At 62.2% G+C, this 25,788-nt stretch carries 16 protein-coding genes and 3 rRNA genes; 10 read left to right on the top strand and 9 right to left on the bottom strand.

Features of this window, described 5'->3' with window-relative positions; genetic code table 11:
• Nucleotides 1-176: 176 nt before the first annotated feature.
• The 5 genes from V3G39_16525 (at nucleotide 177) to V3G39_16505 (ending at nucleotide 9,983) form a co-directional block, all read left to right on the top strand.
• Nucleotides 177-1,708: ribosomal RNA gene (locus tag V3G39_16525) — 16S ribosomal RNA — on the top strand.
• 343 nt (nucleotides 1,709-2,051) lie between these two features.
• A 23S ribosomal RNA gene (locus V3G39_16520) occupies nucleotides 2,052-5,191 on the top strand.
• 122 nt (nucleotides 5,192-5,313) lie between these two features.
• A 5S ribosomal RNA gene (rrf, locus tag V3G39_16515) occupies nucleotides 5,314-5,431 on the top strand.
• Together the 16S, 23S and 5S rRNA genes form the textbook arrangement of a ribosomal RNA operon.
• Nucleotides 5,432-5,597: 166 nt before the next feature.
• Nucleotides 5,598-9,035, top strand: coding sequence for a bifunctional lysylphosphatidylglycerol synthetase/lysine--tRNA ligase LysX (lysX, locus tag V3G39_16510; GenBank protein XAS78267.1), 3,438 nt, complete (start codon nucleotides 5,598-5,600; stop codon nucleotides 9,033-9,035).
• A gap of 15 nt (nucleotides 9,036-9,050) precedes the next feature.
• The gene (locus V3G39_16505) at nucleotides 9,051-9,983 is read left to right on the top strand and encodes an amidohydrolase family protein (protein ID XAS76227.1); all 933 of its coding nucleotides are present in this window, start codon (nucleotides 9,051-9,053) and stop codon (nucleotides 9,981-9,983) included.
• Here the strand turns inward: V3G39_16505 and V3G39_16500 are convergent.
• The 7 genes from V3G39_16500 to V3G39_16470 form a co-directional block, all read right to left on the bottom strand.
• Complete coding sequence (locus V3G39_16500) at nucleotides 9,966-11,975, bottom strand: thioredoxin domain-containing protein (protein ID XAS76226.1); 2,010 nt, start codon at nucleotides 11,973-11,975, stop codon at nucleotides 9,966-9,968. The genes V3G39_16505 and V3G39_16500 overlap by 18 nt on opposite strands.
• 35 nt (nucleotides 11,976-12,010) lie before the next feature.
• Nucleotides 12,011-13,015: a LacI family DNA-binding transcriptional regulator gene (locus V3G39_16495; GenBank protein ID XAS76225.1), complete on the bottom strand. Its 1,005-nt coding sequence runs from the start codon at nucleotides 13,013-13,015 to the stop codon at nucleotides 12,011-12,013.
• A 92-nt stretch (nucleotides 13,016-13,107) separates the two neighbouring features.
• Nucleotides 13,108-13,905, bottom strand: coding sequence for an ATP-binding cassette domain-containing protein (locus V3G39_16490; GenBank protein ID XAS76224.1), 798 nt, complete (start codon nucleotides 13,903-13,905; stop codon nucleotides 13,108-13,110).
• Nucleotides 13,902-14,834, bottom strand: coding sequence for an ABC transporter permease (locus tag V3G39_16485; GenBank protein XAS78266.1), 933 nt, complete (start codon nucleotides 14,832-14,834; stop codon nucleotides 13,902-13,904). The genes V3G39_16490 and V3G39_16485 overlap by 4 nt, the downstream gene beginning before the upstream one ends.
• Before the next feature lie 226 nt (nucleotides 14,835-15,060).
• Nucleotides 15,061-16,029 carry a substrate-binding domain-containing protein gene (locus V3G39_16480; protein ID XAS76223.1) on the bottom strand — a complete coding sequence of 323 codons (969 nt, stop codon included), beginning with the start codon at nucleotides 16,027-16,029 and terminating at the stop codon, nucleotides 15,061-15,063.
• A 421-nt stretch (nucleotides 16,030-16,450) separates the two neighbouring features.
• Nucleotides 16,451-16,603 (bottom strand): hypothetical protein, encoded by a 153-nt coding sequence (locus tag V3G39_16475; GenBank protein XAS76222.1) that lies wholly within the window; start codon nucleotides 16,601-16,603, stop codon nucleotides 16,451-16,453.
• 43 nt (nucleotides 16,604-16,646) lie between these two features.
• Nucleotides 16,647-18,212 (bottom strand): amino acid permease, encoded by a 1,566-nt coding sequence (locus V3G39_16470; GenBank protein XAS76221.1) that lies wholly within the window; start codon nucleotides 18,210-18,212, stop codon nucleotides 16,647-16,649.
• Between the two features lie 133 nt (nucleotides 18,213-18,345).
• Between V3G39_16470 and V3G39_16465 the strand changes: the two genes are divergently transcribed.
• From V3G39_16465 to V3G39_16445, 5 genes are read left to right on the top strand one after another with little or no spacing between them, the layout of a single operon-like run.
• Nucleotides 18,346-19,074, top strand: a complete 729-nt coding sequence (locus V3G39_16465) for an FCD domain-containing protein (GenBank protein ID XAS76220.1) — start codon at nucleotides 18,346-18,348, stop codon at nucleotides 19,072-19,074.
• Nucleotides 19,075-19,111: 37 nt separating this feature from the next.
• Nucleotides 19,112-20,476, top strand: coding sequence for a glutamine synthetase family protein (locus V3G39_16460; protein XAS76219.1), 1,365 nt, complete (start codon nucleotides 19,112-19,114; stop codon nucleotides 20,474-20,476).
• A complete protein-coding gene (locus tag V3G39_16455) occupies nucleotides 20,473-21,846 on the top strand; it encodes an aldehyde dehydrogenase family protein (protein XAS76218.1) in 1,374 nt (457 codons plus the stop codon). Before V3G39_16460 ends, V3G39_16455 begins: the two co-directional genes overlap by 4 nt.
• A 31-nt stretch (nucleotides 21,847-21,877) precedes the next feature.
• Entirely contained in the window at nucleotides 21,878-22,645 is a 768-nt protein-coding gene (locus V3G39_16450; GenBank protein XAS76217.1) for a 3-oxoacyl-ACP reductase, read from the top strand.
• Nucleotides 22,646-22,655: 10 nt separating this feature from the next.
• Entirely contained in the window at nucleotides 22,656-23,375 is a 720-nt protein-coding gene (locus tag V3G39_16445) for a gamma-glutamyl-gamma-aminobutyrate hydrolase family protein (GenBank protein XAS76216.1), read from the top strand.
• Nucleotides 23,376-23,414: 39 nt separating this feature from the next.
• Here the strand turns inward: V3G39_16445 and V3G39_16440 are convergent, their stop codons facing one another.
• Both V3G39_16440 and V3G39_16435 read right to left on the bottom strand, forming a co-directional pair.
• Nucleotides 23,415-24,320: a universal stress protein gene (locus tag V3G39_16440; GenBank protein XAS76215.1), complete on the bottom strand. Its 906-nt coding sequence runs from the start codon at nucleotides 24,318-24,320 to the stop codon at nucleotides 23,415-23,417.
• Nucleotides 24,317-25,747 (bottom strand): amino acid permease, encoded by a 1,431-nt coding sequence (locus V3G39_16435; GenBank protein XAS76214.1) that lies wholly within the window; start codon nucleotides 25,745-25,747, stop codon nucleotides 24,317-24,319. The genes V3G39_16440 and V3G39_16435 overlap by 4 nt, the downstream gene beginning before the upstream one ends.
• Nucleotides 25,748-25,788 lie beyond the last annotated feature (41 nt).

Raw genomic sequence — 25,788 nt, 5'->3', positions numbered from 1 at the left:
ATCAAATATGACAGCTTCAGTTTCGGGTGCAGATCTTGCACCCGCGGCAGATGCGCGATCGTTTTTTGATAACTCAACAGCGTGTTGAATGATTGATGCCAGATTAATGTTTGGTTGATGTTGATGGAAGTTATTTCTTTGATGTCAGCTGGGTTCGGATTTTGCAAGAAGAGTTTTTTTTGGAGAGTTTGATCCTGGCTCAGGACGAACGCTGGCGGCGTGCTTAACACATGCAAGTCGTACGATGATGCCGCAACTTGTTGTGGTGGATTAGTGGCGAACGGGTGAGTAACACGTGAGTAACCTGCCTTTCACTCTGGGATAAGCCTTGGAAACGAGGTCTAATACTGGATATGACTCCTTGCCGCATGGTGGGGGGTGGAAAGCCTTCGGGTGGTGGATGATGGACTCGCGTACTATCAGCTTGTTGGTGGGGTTGTGGCTCACCAAGGCTTTGACGGTTAGCCGGCCTGAGAGGGTGATCGGCCACATTGGGACTGAGATACGGCCCAGACTCCTACGGGAGGCAGCAGTGGGGAATATTGCACAATGGGCGAAAGCCTGATGCAGCGACGCCGCGTGGGGGATGAAGGCCTTCGGGTTGTAAACTCCTTTCGCTCGTGACGAAGCCTTTCGGGGTGACGGTAGCGGGAGAAGAAGCACCGGCTAACTACGTGCCAGCAGCCGCGGTAATACGTAGGGTGCGAGCGTTGTCCGGAATTATTGGGCGTAAAGAGCTTGTAGGCGGTTTGTCGCGTCTGCTGTGAAAGCCCGGGGCTTAACTCCGGGTCTGCAGTGGGTACGGGCAGGCTAGAGTATGGTAGGGGAGACTGGAATTCCTAGTGTAGCGGTGAAATGCGCAGATATTAGGAGGAACACCGATGGCGAAGGCAGGTCTCTGGGCCATTACTGACGCTGAGAAGCGAAAGCATGGGGAGCAAACAGGATTAGATACCCTGGTAGTCCATGCCGTAAACGTTGGGCGCTAGGTGTGGGACTCATTCCACGAGTTCCGTGCCGTAGCTAACGCATTAAGCGCCCCGCCTGGGGAGTACGGCCGCAAGGCTAAAACTCAAAGGAATTGACGGGGGCCCGCACAAGCGGCGGAGCATGCGGATTAATTCGATGCAACGCGAAGAACCTTACCAAGGCTTGACATACACCAGATCGCAGCAGAGATGTTGTTTCCTTTTGGTTGGTGTACAGGTGGTGCATGGTTGTCGTCAGCTCGTGTCGTGAGATGTTGGGTTAAGTCCCGCAACGAGCGCAACCCTCGTTCTATGTTGCCAGCACGTAATGGTGGGGACTCATAGGAGACTGCCGGGGTCAACTCGGAGGAAGGTGGGGATGAGGTCAAATCATCATGCCCCTTATGTCTTGGGCTTCACGCATGCTACAATGGCTGGTACAGAGGGTTGCGATACCGCGAGGTGGAGCGAATCCCTTAAAGCCGGTCTCAGTTCGGATTGGGGTCTGCAACTCGACCCCATGAAGTCGGAGTCGCTAGTAATCGCAGATCAGCAACGCTGCGGTGAATACGTTCCCGGGCCTTGTACACACCGCCCGTCAAGTCACGAAAGTTGGTAACACCCGAAGCCCACGGCCTAACCACCTTGTGTGGAGGGAGTGGTCGAAGGTGGGATCGGCGATTGGGACTAAGTCGTAACAAGGTAGCCGTACCGGAAGGTGCGGCTGGATCACCTCCTTTCTAAGGAGCGATACACCATCGGTTGCCGAATGTGCGACCGGGTGTGCTCATGGGTGGAATCATCAATCATTGTGCGTGACCTGTTGGTTGACGTGTTTGGTAGTACTGCTGTTACTGGTGGCCTTTCGGGGTTGTTGGTGGTGGTGTGGAGGCTGAGTATGTGATCTGGGGTTGCGTGTCGACACGCTGTTGGGGTTATGAGGAAACGATCGTGTTTGTCACGGTTGGGTCTTCTTGTTTGAGCACCATTGTCATCGCCTTCCACGTTGTGTGGTGGGTTGGTGTGGTGGGTGTGTGTTGTTTGAGAATTACACAGTGGACGCGAGCATCTTTATTTTTTGTGGCTCAAGTTTTTAAGGGCGCACGGTGGATGCCTTGGCACCAGGAACCGATGAAGGACGTAGGAATCTGCGATAAGCCTCGGGGAGCCGATAACCAGGCTGTGATCCGAGGGTTTCCGAATGGGGAAACCCAGTACGAGATATGTCGTGCTACCCGCATCTGAACTCATAGGGTGTGTGGAGGGAACGTGGGGAAGTGAAACATCTCAGTACCCACAGGAAGAGAAAACAACATGTGATTCCGTGAGTAGTGGCGAGCGAAAGCGGATCAGGCTAAACCGCAGCTGTGTGATACCTGTCAGGGGTTGCAGTTGTGGTGTTGTGGGGTTGACTTTTTCCATTACTGACATGATGGAGGACAGTAAAAAATTGTGCATGTAGGTGAAGCATCTTGAATGGTGTGGCGTAGAGGGTGCGACTCCCGTAACCGAAACATGTGTGACTGTTCGAGTTGATACCCAAGTAGCACGGGGCCCGTGAAATCTCGTGTGAATCTGGCAGGACCACCTGCTAAGCCTAAATATTCCCTGGTGACCGATAGCGGACAAGTACCGTGAGGGAAAGGTGAAAAGTACCCCGGGAGGGGAGTGAAATAGTACCTGAAACCGTGTGCTTACAATCCGTCAGAGCCTCCGTTGTGGGGTGATGGCGTGCCTTTTGAAGAATGAGCCTGCGAGTTAGTGCTCAGTGGCGAGGTTAACCCGTGTGGGGAAGCCGTAGCGAAAGCGAGTCCGAATAGGGCGATTGAGTCGCTGGGTCTAGACCCGAAGCGGAGTGATCTACCCATGGCCAGGTTGAAGCGCCGGTAAGACGGCGTGGAGGACCGAACCCACTTAGGTTGAAAACTGAGGGGATGAGCTGTGGGTAGGGGTGAAAGGCCAATCAAACTCCGTGATAGCTGGTTCTCCCCGAAATGCATTTAGGTGCAGCGTCACGTGTTTCTTACCGGAGGTAGAGCTACTGGATGGCTGATGGGCCTCACCAGGTTACTGGCGTCAACCAAACTCCGAATGCCGGTAAGTTTAAGCGTGGCAGTGAGACGGCGGGGGATAAGCTTCGTCGTCGAGAGGGAAACAGCCCAGATCACCATCTAAGGTCCCTAAGCGTGTGCTAAGTGGAAAAGGATGTGGAGTTGCTGTGACAACCAGGAGGTTGGCTTAGAAGCAGCCACCCTTTAAAGAGTGCGTAATAGCTCACTGGTCAAGTGATTCCGCGCCGACAATGTAGCGGGGCTCAAGCACACCACCGAAGCTGTGGCATTCACACATTCTCTAGTCACCGAATACGTTTGGTGGTTCAGGGGTGTGGATGGGTAGGGGAGCGTCGTGTGGGCAGTGAAGCGCCGGGGTGACCCAGGTGTGGAGCCCACACGAGTGAGAATGCAGGCATGAGTAGCGCATGACGGGCGAGAAACCCGTCCGCCGAATAACCAAGGTTTCCAGGGTCAAGCTAATCTGCCCTGGGTAAGTCGGGACCTAAGGCGAGGCCGACAGGCGTAGTCGATGGACATCCGGTTTATATTCCGGAACCGGCGAAGAACCGCCCATATCGAATCAGGGGATGCTAACCATCTTGTCCTACCGTTATCTTTCATGTGCCTTTCGGGGTGTGTGGGAGTGTGTGTGGGTTCAGCGTGGGACCCGATCTTGTAGTAGGTAAGCGATGGAGTGACGCAGGAAGGTAGCCTCCGCGTGGCGATGGTTGTCCACGTCTAAGCGTGTAGCCCGGCTGGTAGGCAAATCCGCCAGTCATATAGGGTGAGACGTGATAGTGACCCCGAATGGGGGAAGTAGGGTGATCCTATGCTGCCAAGAAAAACTTCTAGCGAGGTTCGAGCCGCCCGTACCCCAAACCGACTCAGGTGGTTAGGTAGAGAATACCAAGGCGATCGAGTGAATCATGGTTAAGGAATTCGGCAAAATACCCCCGTAACTTCGGGAGAAGGGGGGCCCAATCCTTGAAGCACTTTACGTGCTAGGGGTGAGGGTCGCAGAGACCAGGGAGAAGCGACTGTTTACTAAAAACACAGGTCCGTGCGAAGAAGTAATTCGATGTATACGGACTGACGCCTGCCCGGTGCTGGAACGTTAAGGGGACCGGTTAGTCACTTGTGGCGAAGCTGAGAACTTAAGCGCCAGTAAACGGCGGTGGTAACTATAACCATCCTAAGGTAGCGAAATTCCTTGTCGGGTAAGTTCCGACCTGCACGAATGGCGTAACGACTTCTCCACTGTCTCAACCATGAACTCGGCGAAATTGCAGTACGAGTAAAGATGCTCGTTACGCGCAGCAGGACGGAAAGACCCCGGGACCTTTACTATAGCTTGGTATTGGTGTTTGGTACGGTTTGTGCAGGATAGGTGGGAGACTATGAAGTTCGCACGCCAGTGCGGGTGGAGTCATCGTTGAAATACCACTCTGATCGTTCTGAGCACCTAACTTCGGTCCGTGATCCGGATCAGGGACAGTGCCTGGTGGGTAGTTTAACTGGGGCGGTTGCCTCCTAAAGAGTAACGGAGGCGCCCAAAGGTTCCCTCAGCCTGGTTGGTAATCAGGTGTCGAGTGTAAGTGCACAAGGGAGCTTGACTGTGAGACAGACACGTCGAGCAGAGACGAAAGTCGGGACTAGTGACCCGACGGTGGCTTGTGGAAGCGCCGTCGCTCAACGGATAAAAGGTACCCCGGGGATAACAGGCTGATCTTGCCCAAGAGCTCATATCGACGGCATGGTTTGGCACCTCGATGTCGGCTCGTCGCATCCTGGGGCTGGAGTAGGTCCCAAGGGTTGGGCTGTTCGCCCATTAAAGCGGTACGCGAGCTGGGTTTAGAACGTCGTGAGACAGTTCGGTCCCTATCCGCTGCGCGCGCAGGAAACTTGAGAAGACCTGTCCCTAGTACGAGAGGACCGGGATGGACGAACCTCTGGTATGTCAGTTGTCACGCCAGTGGCACGGCTGATTCGCTACGTTCGGAAGTGATAACCGCTGAAAGCATCTAAGCGGGAAGCACGCTTCAAGATGAGGTTTCCATCACCCTTTGGGGTGTGAAGGCACCCAGCTAGACTACTGGGTTGATAGGCCGGATGTGGAAACACCGTAAGGTGTGTAGCTGACCGGTACTAATCTGCCAACAACTTGAACACCACAACTAATTATAACGAGCTGTTCGCGTCCACTGTGTGATTCTGAAACAACACCACCACCCCCACTCAACACGAATGTTCGTGTTCGGGTCGGGGGGAGTGTGGTCATAGTTTCATAACGTTACGGCGGTCATAGCGAAGCGGGAAACGCCCGGTCACATACCGAACCCGGAAGCTAAGCCCTTCAGCGCCGATGGTACTGCACACGGGAGTGTGTGGGAGAGTAGGACACCGCCGAACATCTTTTAGTAGCTACCCGACAACGCCCCGCGTTGTCGGGTAGCTCTTTTTGCGTTGTCTGCCTTTTCTGTGTATCCGCCCTTCGGGATCTTTCTCCGGTAGCGCTCAGGACGCTGAGATACTGTCTGGTCTTGATGAGACGGGGTATCTTATGAATTTGAGTGTCGTGTCGCGGTTGTTCAAGGGGTCATTCAACGCCTACGGCGGGCCCGACGGCGGCCGGCGCGAGCGGGTCCGCAGCCCGTGGCGCGAACAGGTAGCCCACTGGCTGGGCCGGCTGTTGTTGATCAGTGCGTTCTTCTCGCTGCTCGCGATCGTGTTTGCCGGCGGGCTGGTAGTCCGAGTCGTGTCCGACGCATTGGGCCTGCTCAACCTGCCGGTGGAGCCGAGCCTCTTCCTGGTCGCACTGCTGTTCGCATTGGCGGGAGCCGCACGTCGTCGGCTGCGCGCTGCCCACACGGTGGTGGTCATCGTCATGGCGCTGAATGTGTTCTACAGCCTGGTGGTGGTAATCGCAGGCAAGGTGGTGGAGGGCCGCGCCGTTCTGGGCGGCCAGATGCGTAGATTCGGTGGCCGACCGATGTACGGCGTCAGTGAACGCCAGTACGTGGAGTTCACCTCCTCGCGATATGTGACCATTCCCGCCCTCATACTCGGGATCGCCGTTCTCGTCGCCGTCATCGCGAGTCGCAGGTCGTTCCCCGCGAAGTTGGCTCCACGCTCACGAAGGGCAGCACTCTTCGTCCTGGTAGCGGGTTTACTGACGTCATTCGGCGTTACGTTGTTGTTGTCGTCGGCAATCGACGGTTCGTTGGTCGGCGTCCGCGAGCGGGTGCGGTGGTCGGTGCGGTCCACATTTGGGGTCAGTAGCCCCGCCGGGACGTTCGGGCTCAGTGACCATGTCGGTTCCATGTGGGTGTTCGGACTCGCTGGGCTGTTATCGGGCCTGGCGCTCCTGCTGGCAATCCTGGTGTTCTGGCGCTCTGGGCGCGGTCGGGAGATGCAGTCCGCCGATGAAGAGCTGGCGGTGCGAAAGTTACTGCTTCAGTTTGGCGAAGAGGATTCGCTGGGCTACTTCGCGACGCGTCGCGACAAGAGCGTGATGTTCTCCACCGATGGCCGCGCGGCGTTGACCTACCGCACCGAGGGCACCACCTGTGTGGCAAGTGCTGATCCGGTGGGCGATCGTGGCTCGTGGCCGGAACTCATCGCGCTGTGGTTGCGGCAGTGTCGGGAGAACGGTTGGTATGCCGCCGTGCTGTCCAGCAGCGAGGTAGGCACCGCTCACTACCAGGCGGCCGGGCTGCGTGCCTTCGCACTTGGCGACGAGGCCATTCTCGAAGTCGATTCCTTCAGTCTGCGGGGCCGCGAGATGCGACCCGTGCGGCAGGCCGTGACGCGGATCAGCCGAGCCGGCTACACGACTCAGATCCGCCGACACAGTGAGCTGTCGACCGAGGAACTGCGGGAGGTGGAGATCCTTGCCGAGAAATGGCGGGGCGAAGAGACCGAACGTGGATTCTCGATGGCGTTGAACCGGCTCGGTGACCCCGCGGACGGCAGATGTGTGATCGTGACGGCACATGACACGCACGGTGAGATCCGGGGACTGCTGTCGTTCGTGCCGTGGGGCGTACGGGGGGTCTCCCTGGACCTGATGCGGCGCGACCGTAATGCGGAGAACGGACTGAATGAGTTCCTTGTCGCGAAATTGATGGAACACGGACCTGAGCACGGCATTCGTAGGGTGTCGCTGAACTTCGCCGTGTTTCGCAGTATCTTCGACAATGCTGATCAGGTCGGGGCCGGACCGATCACGAAAGTCAGCGATGCTGCGCTGTCTTTCGCATCGAGGTTCTATCAGCTGGAGACCTTGTACCGCTCGAACGACAAATACCACCCGGCATGGGTGCCTCGGTGGCTCTGCTACGACCCCGCGCTGACGGTCACCCGCGCCGCGCTGGCAATGGGCATCGCTGAGGGTTTCGTTCCGACCATCGGGCCGAAGTTCCTCACCGGCCAGATCGCTGCGGAGACTCAGGCCCCTCGTACGGAGCCCGATTTCGTGCGCCGGGTCTGTGAACAGGAACAGCAGCTGCTGGTACCGGTACCCGTGGCGGCACGGTTGTCCCAGCAGCAGGAGGTACGCCGCGCGAAGCTGGAGGCCCTGCGGAGCGCAGGTATGCAGGGTTACCCCGTGCAGGTTCCGCGGACGGCACGGGTCGCCGATGTCATTTCGAAGTGCCCCGAACTGCACCCCAACGTCGTGACCAACCAGTCCGTGTCGGTATGCGGTCGGATCCGCGCGTTGCGTGATCTCGGTGGCGTTACTTTTGCGGTCCTGGATGATGAGGGATCCCGCATTCAGATCATGGTGACCGCAGACCAGTCGCCGCAGCACGCTCGGGCGTTGTGGCGTCAGTGCGTCGATCTCGGTGACATGGTGAGTGTGACGGGGCGGGTGGGGACGTCGCGTAACGGTGAGCTGTCGGTCGTGCTGCACGACTGGCAGATGGCGGCGAAGTGCCTGCGACCACTTCCCCCGCTCGGGTCGGTGTTGAGCGACGATGTTCGCAGCAGACAGCGGTCGCTGGATCTGCTCGTCAACGCCCAGTCGCTGGACCTGCTGCGACGTCGGGCGGCCGGCGTCCGCGCCCTGCGGGAGGCTTTCCAGGAGCGGGAGTTCACCGAGGTCGAGACGCCGATGTTGCAGGCGGTACACGGCGGTGCGACGGCCCGGCCGTTCCGGACCTACATCAACGCGTATGGAATGGACCTGTACCTGCGCATCGCCCCGGAGTTGTACCTGAAGCGACTGGCGGTAGGCGGTATGCAGCGGGTGTTCGAGATGAACCGCAACTTCCGCAACGAAGGCGTCGACGCGACACACAACCCGGAGTTCACTTCGTTGGAGGCCTATGAGGCGTACGGCGACTACAACTCGATGAGGGTGCTCACCCGCGACGTCATCCTGCGCGTTGCCACCGCAGTCAATGGCGCGCCCGTGGCCCGCCGGACAGCTGCCGATGGGACATCCCACGACGTCAACCTCGAGGGTGACTGGCCGGTCACGACGGTGCACGACGCGGTGTCGCAAGCCGTCGGAGAGACAGTGACGTCCACGACCGAGCGCGCCCAGATCGAAGCGATCTGCGCTCGGCATGCAGTGGGAGCGCCCGCTGAGGCAACCGTGGGCATGCTGGTCGTCGAGCTCTACGACGCACTGGTGGAGAAGCAGACCCAGTTCCCGACGTTCTACACCGATTTCCCGCTGGAGACTTCCCCGCTGACCCGCACCCACCGTACCGACCCGGCGCTGTCCGAGCGCTGGGACCTGGTGGCCTTCGGCGCGGAGATCGGGACCGCATACAGCGAGTTGGTCGACCCGGTCGACCAACGCGCACGGCTGACCGCGCAGTCGCTCGCAGCGGCGGCCGGCGACCTGGAGGCAATGCAGATCGATGAAGCATTTCTGGCCGCACTGGAGCTGGCCATGCCGCCGACCGGTGGGTTGGGGTTGGGGGTCGACCGCATCGTGATGATGCTGACCGGAGCATCCATCCGCCAGACGCTGGCGTTCCCCTTCGTGAAACCGCAGGGTTGAGTCGGCACTATGTCCATGACGCCGGGTACACCCGATACACCCGCCGGGGCCAAGATTGCCACCACAGCCGGACCGCTCGACGATGCGGATGTCCCGGCATACCTGGACGCTGTGGGCCTGCCGGGTCTGGCCGACGTGCATGTGCACTTTCTTCCCGAACAGATGCAGATCAAGGTCTGGGGCTTCTTCGACCAGGCCGCGGCGCACTACGGGCAGGCATGGCCCATCCGGTACCGCTTCGATGAGCGGGCCCGGCTGCAGATTGTCCGCTCACTCGGTATACGGGCGATCCCTGCGCTGACCTATCCGCACAAACCTGGGATGGCGAAGTGGCTGAACGACTGGAACGCCGACTTCGCGAGGCGGGTGCCGGACGCAATCCACTGCGGCACGCTCTACCCCGAGCCGGACGTCGCGGACTACGTCGCGCAGGCGTTGGGAGCAGGCGCGCGGTTGTTCAAGATGCATGTCCAGGTGGGGCAGTATGCGCCCGATGACGCGCTGCTCGATCCGGCCTGGGAGCTCTTGGAGGCTGCGGGGGTGCCGGTGGTCATTCATGCCGGATCTGCCCCACTGCCGGGCGCATTCACCGGGTCACGCCGCATTGCGTCGGTGCTGCGGCGCTGGCCCCGGCTGACGCTGGTCATCGCCCATATGGGAATGCCGGAGTACGACGAATTTGCGGACCTGGCACTGGCCTATGAGCGGGTGCATCTCGATACGACGATGGCCTTCACCGATTTCGTGGAGGCGCGCACCCCGACGTCTGCGGCGTACCGGGCCCGACTGACGTCGCTGCAGGACAAGGTCGTGCTCGGCTCGGACTTCCCGAACATCCCCTACCCGTACGCGCATCAGTTGTCGGCACTGACCCGACTCGACCTTGGTGACGATTGGATGCGAGCTGTGCTGTGGCGCAACGGGGCCCGTCTACTGGGTCTGCGATGAAGGTTGTCCGAGCACAGCGCGCAGGTCGGGCACCGAGGTAACCGGCGCGTCGCAGACGAACTGGCGACAGACGTAGGCCGCAGATCGGCCGGCGACCAGCGGCCGGTCGGTCAACAACGGCTGCCCGGCGTCGTCGCCGCTGCCTACCCCGGCAGCACCGCCGACGGCAACAACGCGGCCCGGTGCTGTGCTGCGCCAGGCCGTCGCGGCGAGCTCGTCGGCAGTTGCGTCAGCACCGACGATCGCCACCTGAAGCGGCCCATGCACGAGAGCGACTCCGACGCTCAATCCGTGACCGACCATGCCGGGGTCGCGTTCGGCGAGCCAGGCGACAGCATCGACTGCGCGTTGGGCACGATTCAGGCAGTCCGAGTTCCCGGTCAATGCGCCGTAGGTCAGTAGCGCACCGGCCAACGCGGCGGTGCCTGAGGGTTCGGCGCCATCGACATGACTGCGCGGCCGAACAATCAGGGCCTCGGCGTCGTCGGCCGAGTCGTAGAACCCGCCGCGCCCGTCTGCGTGATGGGCGGCTGCACTCTGCAACACCTCGTCGGCTGCGGTGAGCCATCCGGCGTCCGGTGCTGCCTGATGCAGGGTGAGTAGTCCCTCTGCGAGATTGCCCAGATCGTCGGCTGCGGCGAGCGAGCTCCCGACGGCGCCGTCCCGGGAGGTACGACGCAGCCGCCCGTCCACCCGGTGGATCTCGAGCACCGCGAGCGCACAACGAGACGCAGCATCGAGCCAGTCGGTTCGCCCGAAGATGGCGCCCGCCTCGGCGAGCGCACCGACCGCCATACCGTTCCAACCGGCGATGATCTTGTCGTCCCGACCAGGCTGTGGCCGTTGGTCACGCGCGACAAGCAGCTTTGTCCGGGTGCTTTCCCACCAGTGCGCGTCGTCGGGGTCGGTGGGCAGCTGAAGGGTGGAAGCGCCGTGCTCGTAGGTGCCGGTGTCGGTCACGGACAGTAGTTGCGCGGCGCGGGTGCCGTCGTCCTCGCCGAGCACGTCGATGAGTTCACCAGGGCTCCAGGCGTAGGTCAGTCCTTCGACACCCTCGGTGTCCGCGTCCAGTGACGAGGCGAACGCACCCTGCTGCGTGCGCAACTCACGCAGCATGAAATCGATCGTCTGGGCGATGACACGCTCGAAGAGGTCGTTGCCGGTCGCGCACCACGCATGGGTGTAGACGCGCACGAGTTGCGCGTTGTCGTAGAGCATTTTCTCAAAATGTGGCACGACCCACTGGGCATCGACGCTGTAGCGTGCGAAGCCGCCGCCGAGCTGGTCGTAGATCCCACCCCTGGCCATCGATTCGAGAGTCTGCGTTGCCATGTCGCGGGGATTTTCGTCACCGGTCAGGACGGCGGCGCGGAGCAAAAACTCCAGGCCCGAGGTCGTGGGAAATTTCGGCGCACCGCCGAACCCGCCGTAGTTCGTGTCGAATCGGCGCGCCATCGCGTCGACGCTGCGGCGGATCAGGGAGGTACTGACGGGATGCGACTCGGGTGCGGCGGCAGCGCGTAGTTTTTCCGAGATGGATGTGCCGGAGGCGAGCACGTCTGCCCTGCGGTCGCGCCACGCGTCGTTCGCGGCGTCGAGCAGCCGTAGGAACTGACTACGTGGCAGATAGGTGCCAGCAAAGAAGGGGTCCCCCGACGGAGTGAGCAGGCAGGTCATCGGCCACCCACCGCTGCCGGTCAGCGCCATGGTGACGTCCATGTACACCGAGTCGATGTCGGGGCGTTCTTCCCTGTCGACCTTGATGGCGACGAAATTTGCGTTGACGACTGCCGCGACGCGTTCGTCCTCGAAGGTCTCGTGCGCCATCACGTGGCACCAGTGACAGGCGGCATACCCGACGGACAGCAGGATCGGCACGTCGCGCTCGCGGGCTTCGGCCAACGCGGCATCAGACCACTCCCGCCAGTCGATCGGGTTGTCAGCGTGCTGGAGCAGATACGGGCTGGTTGCGGACGCGAGCCGGTTCATCATCCCTCCACGGTAGGCGGCCCTCGGGTGCGCTCTCGTCACGCTCGTGAAGTGTGCCGCGGCAGCTCTCCCGATCCGCGCACGATGAGCCGGGTAGGGATGGTGTGGATCGAGGGTGGCGAGATGTCACCGTTGATCCGATCGAGGAGTTGGCTTGCGGCGCACCGCCCCATCTCAACCGGGTCCTGCGCCATGACGGTCGTGCCGGGCTTGATGAGGCCTGCCAGAGGGATGTCGTCGAAACCAACCAGCGCGATCTCATCCTGGAGACCGAGGTCGTGGATAGCTTCGAGCGCACCGATGGTGACGAGATTCTGACTGGTGAAAACCGCCTCCGGGTATTGCGTCTGCAACATTGTGCGGGTCGCGTCTCTGGCCTGGCCCACCGTGCGAATTCCGTGCCGGATCACCTTCTCTTCAAGATCCAGACCGGCGGCAGCCATAGCGTCCTGGTAACCGCTGAAACGTTCGTCGGCAGTGGGGATCCTCAGATCATCGCCGAAATAGGCTACGACACGTCGACCGGTCTCCAACAGATGTGCGACAGCCGTGCGCGCACTGACCCGGTTGTCGGCCACGACGGCATCCGCGAGCAACGGCGCCGGTGCGCGATCAATGAAAACGAAGCTCGTACCGGTCTGCTGCTCGGCGACGATGTAGCGCGGTTCGGTGCAGGAGGACATCACAATCAGGCCGTCCACCCTACGGTTGATCAGCGTGCGGGCCATCTCGCGTTCCCTATCGGGGTCCTGATCGACGCTGCCGGCCAGAACAAGCACTCCGCGACTGCGGAAATAGTCCTCGACGGAGCGATGGACAAGGGCAGAGAACGGGTTGCTGACGTCCTCCAGGAGCAGACCGATGGTGTTGGTCCGCCCGTCTGATCGCCGCAGGTTGGACGCCATCAGGTTTGGCCGGAAGCCGAGGCCGTCGGCTGCGTCTCGTACGCGTCCAGCAATGACAGGATCGACCGTTGGCACCTGAGCAAGCACACGCGAGACCGTCTTGATGCTCACGCCGGCGCGGGCTGCGACATCCTTCATCGTCGGACGTCCGGTGCGATCAGTGTTCGCTTTTTGTGGTGTGGGCAAGGTTATTTGGGACTCTGTCGGTCTGGTGCCATCTTCACCTGCGGCTATTGCTCGGTGATCGAGACCTGGGACCCGGGTGTTTCCTGCAGGGTGGTCGCACCGGTCATGATTGCCACTCCCTCCGCCGGAGTGTGGGTCTTGGGGGTGATGACTCCGATGCCGCGGCCCAAACGCTGCACGTGGATCCGATCGGCCACCTCGAACACGTTGGGCATGTTGTGGCTGATGAGAATAACGCCGAGACCACGTTCGCGTAGATTCTGGACCAGCCGCAGGACCTGGCCTGATTCACGCACGCCCAGAGCTGCTGTCGGTTCGTCGAGAATCACGACCTTGCCGCCGAACGCAGCTGCGCGGGCCACCGCGACGGCCTGACGCTGACCGCCGGACAACGTTTCGACTGCCTGATTGATGTTCTGCAAGGTGCTGATGCCCAGGTCGTCGATGTGCTGCTTGGCTTTCTTTTTCATCCCGCCCGTGTCGAGCATTCTGAACACTGAACCCAGCACTCCCGGGCGACGCTCTTCGCGAGCCAGGAACAAGTTGCTCGCAATATCGAGGGCTGGGGCAACAGCCAGGGTTTGATAAACCGTTTCAATTCCTGCTTCGCGTGCTTCCTGGGTGCTGCCGAAGGTCACTGGCCGACCCTCGATGAGGATCTCGCCGGAATCAGGAGCCATCGCACCGGACAGGCACTTGATGAGCGTGGACTTACCTGCACCATTGTCGCCGATGACGGCCAGGACCTCCCCTGGATACAAGGTCAGATCTACGTCATCGAGGCCGACGACCCGGCCGAATGTTTTCACGAGGTGGCGGGCTTCCAGCAGCGGTTCGGTCATGACTTCACGCTCCGGATCCATTGATCGGCACCGACGGCGATCAATACGAGAACCCCGATGGCCAGCACCTGATAGTTGGGATCGACGCCGGCCAGAGCAAGCCCATTGTTGAAGACCTGCACGATCAGCGCCCCGATCAGTGATCCGACGATTGCGCCACGACCGCCAAACAAGCTGGTGCCGCCGATGACGACGGCGGTGATGCTCTGCAGGTTGAGGTTGACGCCGGCGTTGGGATCAGCTCCGTTGATGCGTCCGACGAGGATCCAGGCAGCAATTCCAAAGACAGCACCGGCGACGACGTAGGCACTGAGAAGTACGCGGTCCGTGCGGATCCCGGCAAGTCGTGCTGCCTCGGGGTCATCGCCCGTGGCGTAGAGGTGTCGGCCCCAGGCCGTTTGCCGCAGCGCGAACGCGAAGACCGCGTAGAGCAGAAGCATCATGAACACGCCCACTGTGATGCTGAAGCTACCGAACTTGATGGCGGTGCCCGTCCACGTGATGAATCCACCGTTGTTCAGGGTGATGGTCTGGCCCTGGGCGTAGATCAGGGTTGCTGCGGTGAAGATGCTCAGCGTGCCCAGGGTCACGATGAATGGCGGCAGTCTGATTTTGGTGACGAGTATTCCGTTCAAATACGCGGCCAGCATCGCGATCAGGAACCCGATGAGAAAGGCGACGGGACCGGGAAGGCCGTTGTTCTGAACCAATTTGCTCATCACCAGGGTCGCGAGCACCATGACCGCCCCCACGGACAGATCGATACCGGCGGTCAGGATGATCAGCGTCTGCCCTACGGCAAGAGCCCCTACGACTGCCGCCTGTTGCAGCACGATCGATAAGTTCGCCGGCCGCAGGAAACGGTCGTTTGCGAGACCGAACACAAGGCAGGCAATGATCAGGACCAGCAGCGGGCTCAGTGCAGGCATCCGGTGCAGGGTGTCGTGAATACGGCCTGACACGCTGTTCTTCGACGATCCGGATCCGTCGGTCGAGCTGGGTGCCTGGACTGCCTGAGTCATGCGACTTCCATTCTCAAAGATCGTTCACGGTCAGCTGTACAAAACGGCAAGGTCGGACAGGGGGATATGGCGCACCCGCCCATGCTGGATGCGCGGAACATCAGGCTTCGCGCATCCAGCGGGAGTGCAGTTGTCAGCTGCCCCAGCAGGACTGCGCAGCCTTCGCGGGCGTCTCGCTCTCCACACCGTCGATGGGGTTAGCGGTGGTGAGGGCGGTGCCGGTGTTGATGAAGTCCTTGCCGTCCGGGAGTGCTGGTTTTGCGCCACCGCGGGCCAGCTTGGCGATTGCCTTGACCCCGTCGGCTGCCATCATCCCGGGGTACTGCACAGCGTCAGCAGCGATTTTGCCGCTCTTGACCAGGCCGTTGACATATTTACAGCTACCGTCGATCGTGACAACCATCACATCGGTCTTTCCGGCGTCCTGCAGGGCCTGCAGCGCCCCTTCTGCGGCAGGCTCATTGATCGTGTAAACCACGTTGATGTTGCTGTTCTTGGAGATGCAGTTCTCCATTGCAGTCTTGCCGCCAGGGATAGCGCCGGTCGTCGGCTGGTGGCACGCGATCTCGTATTGGCCACCCTTCCCACCCGTGTACTTCCCGCTCTTGGCTTCTTTGCCGTTCTGCGTCTTACTACCCGGATCGATGCCCATACCTTCGAGGAATCCGTGGTCTCGCTGGACATCCACGGACACGACCTGGTCGTTGAACAGGTCGAGCATGGCGACGACAGCCTTTTTTCCGCCCAATTTTGTCGCAGCGTACTTACCGATCAGCTTGCCTGCCTGCTCGTTGTCCGTCGCGTAGGTGACGTCAACGGTGCTGGGCGGCGTCGGCACGGTATCGAGGGCGATAACGAATAGTCCAGCCTGCTTCGCTTTCGCGAGTTCCGCGTTTACCGCATCGCCGTTCTCGGTGATGAGGATTCCTTTGTCACCGCGCGAGATCGCGTTGTCGATGGCGCTGATCTGGGTCTGCGTGTCGCCGTCGGTCTTGCCTGCCGCGACGGTGAGCTTGACGTTGTTCTTTGCAGCAGCAGTCTTCGCCTCTTTCTGCATGGAGACGAAATAGGGATTACTCAGAGTTTTCAAGATGAGAGACACTCCCACTGATTTGCCTGACGAACCGCTGCCGGCTGAACCACTTCCAGTGGCACCACCAGCTGTACTGCTGCCACCACCGCCTGATGATCCACAGGCGGCCAGCGTAAGCGCCCCGACCAGCACACTGGAGGTCACCGCTCCCGACCTGAAAGTCCTACTGGCGCTCGATGTCTTCAGCATGAAATATGTCCTCTCATCGACGTTGGCCCCTTGAGACAACGTTGTCTCGACAGTGTGACCTACGCAACAGAAGTACCTCAAGACCCTCGGGGTGATCGGGACGTAACAATTGAATAACGTGCAGGCGGGCACCGTCGGCTGGGCACGCGAGTAGGAAAGATGACGTCGCGACACGTATTTCTGCGAGTGGCCCAACTGGGGCCGTAGGCAGGCTGTGAGCACGGTGATCGCGGAGCGCGACTCAGTTCTCTGGAGCTGTGGCGGTGTATGCGATCAGGTCCGGGTCAGCGCTGCAGAGACGCTCGACTTCTTCGCCGCCGTCGCAGCGGCGCAGCGAGATGATCACCGTGGTGTCGGTGCGGTGCAGCAGGGTCCAGGTGCCGCCGAACTCCACCCAGCGCTGAAGTGTCGCCAATGAGGCGGACGAAGAGGAGGTATTAATCGTCGAACGCCGCCGTCACGGCCTTGTCGATGGTGTGCTGCGGCCCTGTGTACCACTTACGAGCCGACGCAAACCACCAGATCGCCAGGACTGCGAGGCTGCCGAAAGTCAGCACAGGTGCATAGTTGACGAATTTGAACGAGAAGTCCTTGTTGCCCGGGATCGCACTGGGGGTGAACGGCATGATGAAGTAGATGCAGATGATCGTGATCTCGGCAACAGCAACGATGTTCATCCACTTGTACTTCGATCCCAGGGTCCACGAACCGGGCTCGAAAGCGTCGCCCATCCGCCAGCGCAGGAAGATGGGGATCGCAAACGCGAGATAGAGACCGATGACGGCTACCGAGGTCACCGCGTAGAAGGCCACCGGCACCGGGGCGCCGTTGACGTCGACCTCCACCAGTGCGGGCAACGTGATGAGAACGCCGATCACGGCCACGAAGACGACGGCGTTTGCTGGGATGTGCGTGCGCGGGTTGACCTTGGCGAGCCAGGTGGACCCCGGAATACCGCGGTCACGGCTGAACGCGAACGTCATCCGGGACGCGCTGGTGAGGCAGGCGGTGGCGCAGAAGAGTTGGCCGGCCGTGGCGATGAACAGCACCACGAAGTGCCACTTCTGCGGTAGCGCCTGGCCGAAGATGAGATCGACCGCGCCGCCGCCCTTCGTCACGGCGGCCGGGTCCTGCACCGCGAAGAGGAACGCGAGCAGGAGCACGTATCCGCCGATCGCGGAGTAGAAGATGGAGCGCCAGATGCCTTGGGCGGCACCCTTTGCTGCTCCCTGGGTTTCTTCCGACAGGTGGGCTGAGGCGTCGAACCCGGTAATCGTGTACTGCGTCAGCAGCAGCCCGAGGGGGAGTACGAGGAACCAGTACTTGTTGTCGAGGTACCCGGAGTTGTTGATCCGGTCGGTGAAGACGAAACTCGCGCTCTGGTGTTTGTTCGGGATCAGAAACAGAATCCCGATGATGAAGGCTGCGCCCGCGACGTGCCACCAGACCGAGATGTTGTTGATGACGGCCAGTAGATGACTGCTGAAGATGTTCGCCAAAGCCCCGAGCACCATGATGACGACGAAGATGAGGAACACCACCTTGAGCCCTGAATGCTTGGCCCACGACGTGCTCACGGTGTCCAGCGTGAGGTCCAGGAAGGTGGCCGCTCCGTACCCGACGGACGCCGTCACGGCCAAGAGGCCGATGAGGTTCAACCAACCGGTGAAGAAGCCGGCTGCTGGGCCGCCCATCTTCGATGCCCACCAGTAGATACCACCAGAGGTGGGGTAGGCGGAGACCAGTTCGCTCATCGTTAGACCAATGATGAGGATCAGTGCGGAGATGACCGGCCAGCCCCAGGAGATCGCGACCGGACCGCCGTTGTTCCAGGCTTGCCCGAAGGTCGTGAAGCAGCCGGCCAGGATCGAGATGATCGAGAACGAGATCGCGAAGTTGGAGAAACTGGACCAACTTCGGCTCAGTTCCTGCTTGTAGCCGAGGGTTGCGAGCAGCGCGTCGTCATCGGAGAGGGGGGTGTCTTCGGCGGCTTCTTGCGCCATGGGTGGCTCCTGGTGTCGAGAGTCGTTGAGCGCGAGGCTAGACCCACAGGAATCGTGGCGTCTACGGAATCTGGAAAGAAAGGTGTGATTTCGGACCATTGACGTCCGGGGGCGTGATCGGAAGACTGTCCGCGTGACCGCGGCGCTGCACGACCTACCCCGAAGGGGCTTGCAGGAGGCAACTCTGCATCCCGCGGTGGGCAACGTCTTCGAGGCAGTGGTCGGGCAACTCGCCACCGCGATCCGGCTCGGGGTCTTCGCGGACGGCGAGCAGCTGCCCCCCGAGCGGGAGCTGTCCGAGCGACTCGGGGTAAGCCGGATGACCTTGCGTGATGCCATTGCGGCCCTTCGCGAAGCGGGCCTCGTGCACACCACGCGCGGGCGGGGTGGTGGCACTGTCGTGACCTACGACGGTACGAGCCTGGTCGGTGTGCGGCCGGTGAGCGAGTACGACGTGGCCGATGTGCTGGCGTTCCGTCGGGTCGTCGAGCCGGGCGCGGTCGAACTGGCCGCCCGGCAACCGTTGGACGGCGAACAACGGGCGTGGCTCACGTCGTGCCTGGCCGACACCCGCGGCGACATCGGCTCCGCCGAGCACCGCATCGCCGATTCCCGGCTGCATCTTGCACTGGCCACCCTGTCGGGCAGTTCGATGCTGGTGGATGCGGTCACCCAGGCGCAGGCGGCTCTCGGCGACCTGCTCGCAGCGATCCCGGTGCTGCCGCGGAACATCAACCATTCGCACAACCAGCACCACCGCATCGTCGACGCGGTGCTGCACGGAGCCGGGCGGCAGGCAGCCGACGCAATGCGCGAGCACTGTGACGCGACCGGAGAGCTCTTGACAGGGCTGCTCGGATGAGCAGCGTCCCGCGAACCACCTCCAGAAGAGGACGATCATGACAGCACCGAAATTCACGCTGGATGAGTTACGAACGCAGATCGAGGCAGGGTCCATCGACACCGTCATCGTCGCTTTCACCGATATGCAGGGTCGGCTGCAGGGCAAACGCCTGCACGCGCACTACTTTCTGGATCACGCCCTGAAGGGCGCGACCGAAGGGTGCAACTATCTGCTCACCGTCGATGTCGAGATGAACACCATCGATGGTTATGAGATGACCTCTTGGGAGCGCGGCTACGGCGACTTCCTGTTCGAGCTGGATCTCTCGACGTTGCGCCGCACCCCGGCCGAGCCCAGCTGCGCGACGATCCAGTGCGATCTCGCCTGGATCGACGGCTCCGGCGCGGTGCGGCAGGCTCCACGCTCGGTGCTGCGTGCCCAGGTGGAGCGCGCGTCTGCTGCTGGCTGGACGGCATTCGCGGGTACCGAGCTGGAGTTCAACGTCTACGAAGAGACCTTCGAGCAGGCCTGGGACAAGCAGTACGTCGCCATGACGCCCGCAAACCGGTACAACATCGACTACTCGGTGCTCGGCGGCAGTCGGGTCGAGCCGCTGCTACGCGATATCCGCAATCAGATGTGGGCCGCCGGGATGGTCGTCGAGAGCGCCAAAGGCGAGTGCAATCTGGGTCAGCACGAGATCGGTTTCCTCTTCGACGAGGTGACGCGCACGTGCGACAACCACGTCATCTACAAGACCGGGGCCAAGCAGATCGCTGCTCAGCACGGGCAGTCCCTGACCTTCATGGCCAAATATGACGAGCGTGAGGGCAACAGCTGCCATATCCACATGTCGCTGCGAGGCGCTGAGGGGGAGCTTGTCTGTACTGACGACTCCCGTCCGGGCGGGCACAGCGTGCTTTTCGACCAGTTCCTCGCGGGCATGATCGCGACAGCGCGTGAACTGACGTACTTCTACGCCCCGAATATCAACTCCTACAAGCGTTTTGCGGACGGTTCCTTCGCTCCTACGGCGGTTGCCTGGGGCCGGGACAACCGCACCTGCGCCTTCCGGGTCGTCGGTCACGGGTCGTCGTTGCGGCTGGAGAATCGAATCCCCGGTGGTGATGCGAACCCCTACCTGGCGACGGCTGCGATGCTCGCGGGTGGTCTCTACGGAATCGAGCACGAGCTGGAGTTGGAGCCGCCGTTCGAGGGGAACGCGTATGCCAGCGACAAGGACAAGGTGCCCTCGACGCTGGGCGAGGCACGCGAGTTGCTCCTTACCTCAGCGGTAGCGCGGGACGCCTTCGGCGACGACGTGGTGGAGCACTACGCTCACGCCGCCGAGGTAGAAGTAGCCGCCTACGCTGCGGCAGTGACCGATTGGGAACGCAAGCGAGGATTCGAGCGACTGTGAGCACTTCGTACGACGTCATCAACCCCTCCACCGAGCAGGCAATCGGCTCGATCGAGCACGCCAGCCTCGAGGAGGCCGACGCAGTCATTGCGCTGGCCGCCTCAGCCGCACCCTCGTGGGCGGCGGTCGCACCGGTCGACCGCGGGCGACTGCTGCGACGTTTTGCCGACGTCGTCGATGCGCACGTCGGCGAGTTGGCTGATCTGGAGATCGAGAACGCGGGGCATACCCGAGGCAATGCGACCTGGGAGGCGGGCAACGTCCGCGACGTGCTGCACTACTACGCGGCAGCACCAGAGCGGTTGTGCGGCAGGCAGATTCCAGTCGCTGGAGGGATCGACCTGACGTTCCACGAACCGCTCGGCGTGGTCGGCATCATCGTGCCCTGGAACTTCCCGATGCCCGTCGCCGGCTGGGGTTTCGCGCCCGCTCTCGCTGCAGGTAACACCGTCGTCCTGAAACCGGCCGAGCTGACGCCGTTCACTGCATTGCGGCTCGCCGAGCTGGCTCTGGAGGCCGGCCTGCCCGAGGGAGTCTTCAACGTCATCCCAGGTGAGGGAGCCGTTGTCGGAGAACGATTCGTGACGCACCCGGACGTGCGCAAGGTGTGTTTCACCGGTTCCACCGCGGTCGGCAAACGCATCATGGCACTGGCCTCCAACGACCTGACCCGGGTGACACTGGAGCTGGGCGGCAAGAACGCAAATATCGTCTTCGACGACTGCGACGTCGAGGCGGCTGCTGCTGCCGCGCCGGGAGCCGTCTTCGACAACGCCGGCCAGGACTGCTGCGCGCGTAGTCGGATCCTGGTGCAGCGTAGTGTCTTCAACCGGTTCATGGAGCACTTCGAACCGGCAGTGCGAGCAGTCAAGGTCGCAGATCCAGCCCAGATCGGTGATGCCGACATGGGCCCCCTCATTTCGTCAGCGCAGCGCGATCGGGTGATCGGTTTCGTTGAGGACGCCGACGTCGATATCGCTTTTCGCGGCGAAGCACCGGGCGGGTCGGGTTGGTGGTACCCGCCGACCGTCGTGCTGCCCGGTGGGGTGCAGGATGCGGTCTGGCGCGACGAGGTGTTCGGGCCCGTCGTCGCCGTGCTGCCCTTCGAGGACGAAGCCGACGCGATCGCCAAGGCCAACGACACCGCATACGGACTCGCCGGATCGATCTGGACCGACAATCTGGGTCGCGGACTACGCGTGGCCCGCGCAGTGCAGGCCGGGAACCTGTCGGTCAACTCCCACTCCGCGGTGCGCTACTCCACGCCGTTCGGTGGTTTCAAGTCCTCCGGACTCGGCCGCGAGCTGGGTCCGGATGCGCTCGCGGCATTCACCGAAACCAAGAACGTCTTCATCTCCACTGAACTCTGACTACGAAGCAATCTGAGAGAGAAGGGTAATCATGCCAGGAAGGCTCGAAGGTAAAGTCGCGGTCGTTACCGGAGGATGCTCGGGGATCGGTCTCGCCACCGTGCGACGGTTCGCGCAGGAGGGCGCGCGGGTCGTCATCGGCGACGTCGACGTCGATTCCGGTGAGCGCGTCGCGGATGAGGTCGAGGGTCTGTTCGTGCGGTGCGACGTCACGAACGCAGATGACGTGGGGGTGCTCTTCGCGGCTGCCAATTCCACCTACGGCAGCGTGGATGTCGCGTTCAACAACGCCGGCATCTCCCCGCCGGACGACGACTCGATTCTGACCACCGGCATCGAGGCGTGGCGGCGGGTGCAGGAGGTGAACCTGACCAGTGTCTATTTGTGCTGCAAGGCAGCGCTGCCCTACATGCTGGAGCAGAAGCGTGGTTCGATCATCAACACCGCGTCGTTCGTGGCGATCATGGGGGCAGCCACCTCGCAGATCTCCTACACCGCGAGCAAGGGCGGGGTCCTTGCCCTGTCGCGCGAGCTGGGGGTGCAGTTCGCGCGTGAAGGAGTACGCGTCAATGCGTTGTGCCCGGGTCCGGTGAACACCCCGCTGCTCAAGGAGCTGTTCGCCTCCGACCCCGAACGCGCTGCCCGACGACTGGTGCACATCCCCGTGGGGCGCTTCGGCGAGCCGGAGGAGATCGCCAACGCGGTGCTCTTCCTGGCCTCTGATGAGTCCAGTTTCATCACGGCGACCGACTTCCTGGTGGACGGTGGCATCTCCAACGCGTACGTCACTCCGCTGTGAGTGACGCGCTGTGAGTAACCGGTCACCGCTCCGACCGGTCATCGGCATCACGTCGTATCTGGAGCCGGTGGACCGCGCTCCGTGGCGCGGGCAGCTCAGTGTGACGCTGCCCGCGACGTACGCCGAAAAGGTTATTGCCGCCGGCGGGCTACCCGTGGTGATCCCACCGATGCCGGACGCCGATGCGGCGTGGGCGCGGCAGGTGCTGGGCGTTCTCGACGGGTTGATCATCTCCGGCGGCGCCGACGTCGAGGCGTCCCGCTACGGGGCCACGTCGGACGGGTCGGCGCAGCAGGCCCGTCCGGACCGGGACGGCAGCGAGCTTGCGCTCGCAGCGGTCAGTGCAGAGATCGATCTACCGACGCTGGGTATCTGCCGGGGCATGCAGATCATGGCGGTGCAGGCGGGCGGCACATTGATCCAGCACCTTCCGGACGTGGTCGGCCACGAAGAACACTGCCCGTCACCAGGGGTGTGGTCCACCCACCGGGTGATCACCGAGCCCGGGACAGTGCTCGCGGACCTGCTCGGACCGCAGGTGTCCTGCCCGACCTACCACCACCAGGGCGTGGCGACCGCTCCCGGATACGACGTGGTCGCGCGCGCCGAGGACGGCGTCATCGAGGGTCTGCACGACCCGGCGGCCCGCTGGCGGCTCGGTGTCCAGTGGCATCCCGAGCAAGGTGAGGACCTGCGACTGTTCGAAGCACTCGTCGCTGCTGCCCGCTGAAAGTTGTGTGAACGGGTGCGCCCCATAGAGCGCACCCGTTCACACAACGTTGCGCCCGGCTGTCGCCTGACCTCTGGGTACGACGACCACCGGCACGGGGCAGTGCCGGATGATTTTCGAGGCACGTGCCCCCAGGAAAACCTGAGCCAACGGACCATGGTTGCTGGACCCGACGACCAGGACATCCCCGTCGATCCACTCCACGTCGTTCATCGCGTCCTCCCAGGTGATGCCCCGACCGATCTGCGACGGATCGATACGCGGCGGCTGCGGCAGCTGCGCGACCACGGCGACGGTCTCACGCGCTCGGTTCGCGATCTCATGCATCCACTCCTGCACCACGCCGTCCTCCCCGCGGCTACCGATGCCCGCGAGGATCGTGGACCTCGGTCGCACCGCGAAGGAGGCAAGTCGCAGTGCCGCGCCGATCTGTTCAGCCTGGGCTGCAGCGGCGAGCACCAGGTGTTCGCTCTGGTCACCACCGCCGTAAGCCGCCGTCACCCGGGTGACGCGGGCAGCAGTACACCGGAATCCGCGAGGGGCCAGCGCGACCAGTCGCGGCGAACTATGCAGCAGACGCTCGCCGACACCGCCGAGGGCAACGCGGCCCAGCATGCCCGAGGTCGAGGACCCGAGGACTATCAGCCGGGCATCGTGGTGTTCGGCAACCTCGAGCAGACCGGCGGAAACGGAGCGGGCATGACGCCGGACGAAGGTCGCACTGACGTCGCCGGTCAGCTCGGACCGCGCCTGTTCCAGGGCATCGTCTGCGCGTGCATCGAGGAAGGACTGGTACTCCGAATCGACCCGGGCCATCCCCGGTGTCCATGGGTTGGAGAGCACCGCAACGACCACGAGGTTCTCCCCGGGGCGGGCCAGCATCACCGCCAACCGGACGGCGCCGGTGGACGAATCCTCCACCGGGCAGCCGACCAGCAGCGTCATGACCGGTCCTCGGATACTGGCCCAGCGGATGGCTGGTTGTTCAGCGTGGCGTGCTTGCGGCCGTAGGTGAAGTACCAGACGAGCACTATCGCTGCCCAGCCGACGAAGACCTGGATCGTCACTATTCGCAGGCTGGTGATGATCCAGAGACAGCCGAGGATCGCGAGGATCGGGGTCACCGGGTACCCCGGCACGTTGAAGCCGCGCAACAGGTCGGGTTCACGCTGACGCAGGATGATGACGCCCGCCGATACGACGATGAAGGCGATCAGGGTACCGATGCTTGTCATCTCGGCGAGGAAGCTGATCGGCAGCAGTCCGGCCAGCAGACCGATGATGCAGGCCACCATGATCGTGTTGGGAACCGGGGTAAGCGTGCGGCGGTTCACCCGGCTCAGGATCGCGGGGACCATCCCGTCACGGGACATCGCGAACAGAATCCGGGTCTGACCGTAGATGGTCACCAGGGTGACGCTGAAGATGGAGATCACCGCGCCGGCAGCCAGGATCGTGGCCGGCACCGACGATCCGGTGACGGCCCGCAAGATCGCGGACAGACCGGCTTCCTGGTCCTTGAACTTGCCGCTGGCCTGGGCGCCGATCGCGGCCAGTGCAACGAGCAGGTAGACGGTCGTGACGATGATCAGGGCGCTGATGATGGCCAGCGGCATCGTCCGGCTCGGGTTCTTGACCTCTTCTCCGGCTGTGGAGACCGCGTCGAGGCCGATGTAGGAGAAGAAGATGACCCCGGCCGCCGTGGTCACGCCGCCGACACCGAACGGCGCGAAGTCGGCGAAGTTGTTGGAGTCCCAGCCGAAGAACGCGACCACGATGAACATGCCCAGCACCGTCAGCTTGATCAGCACCATGATGGTGTTGGCTTCGGCGGATTCGCTCGTGCCGCGCAGCAGGAGCAGCGCACACAGCGCGATCAGCACGACGGCCGGTAGGTTGATGAAACCGCCGGCATCCGGTGCCTGCGAGATCGCCTCCGGCAGTTTGAAGCCGAAGAAGTTGTTGAGCAGCTCGTTGACGTACTGCGACCAGCCCACCGCAACCGCTGCCGAGGACACGCCGTACTCGAGCAGTAGACAGGCCGCGACGACCATCGCCGGCAGCTCGCCGAGGGTGGCGTAGGCGTAGGAGTAGGACGAACCCGATACCGGCACGGCGCTCGCCAGTTCGGCGTAACACAGGGCCGTCAGACCTGCGACGACACCGGCGATGACGAACGAGAAGATCACCGCCGGCCCGGCGACCGGAACGGCCTCGGACATGATGAAGAAGATGCCGGTGCCGATGGTGGCTCCGACGCCGAACATGGTGAGTTGGAAGACCCCGATGGTTCGGGCCAACCCTCCATCCCCGGATTCTTCATCGACCTTCGCGATGGGCTTGCGTCGTAGCAGGTCACCCCGTAGTGACATCGCATACCTCTCTCGCTGTGGCCTGGCAGTCAACTGGCGCC

This window comes from Dermatophilaceae bacterium Sec6.4 (assembly GCA_039636865.1).
Classification (GTDB): domain Bacteria; phylum Actinomycetota; class Actinomycetes; order Actinomycetales; family Dermatophilaceae; genus Allobranchiibius.
Note: the sequence above shows the minus strand (reverse complement) of the source record. Positions and strands in the feature narration are given on the sequence as shown.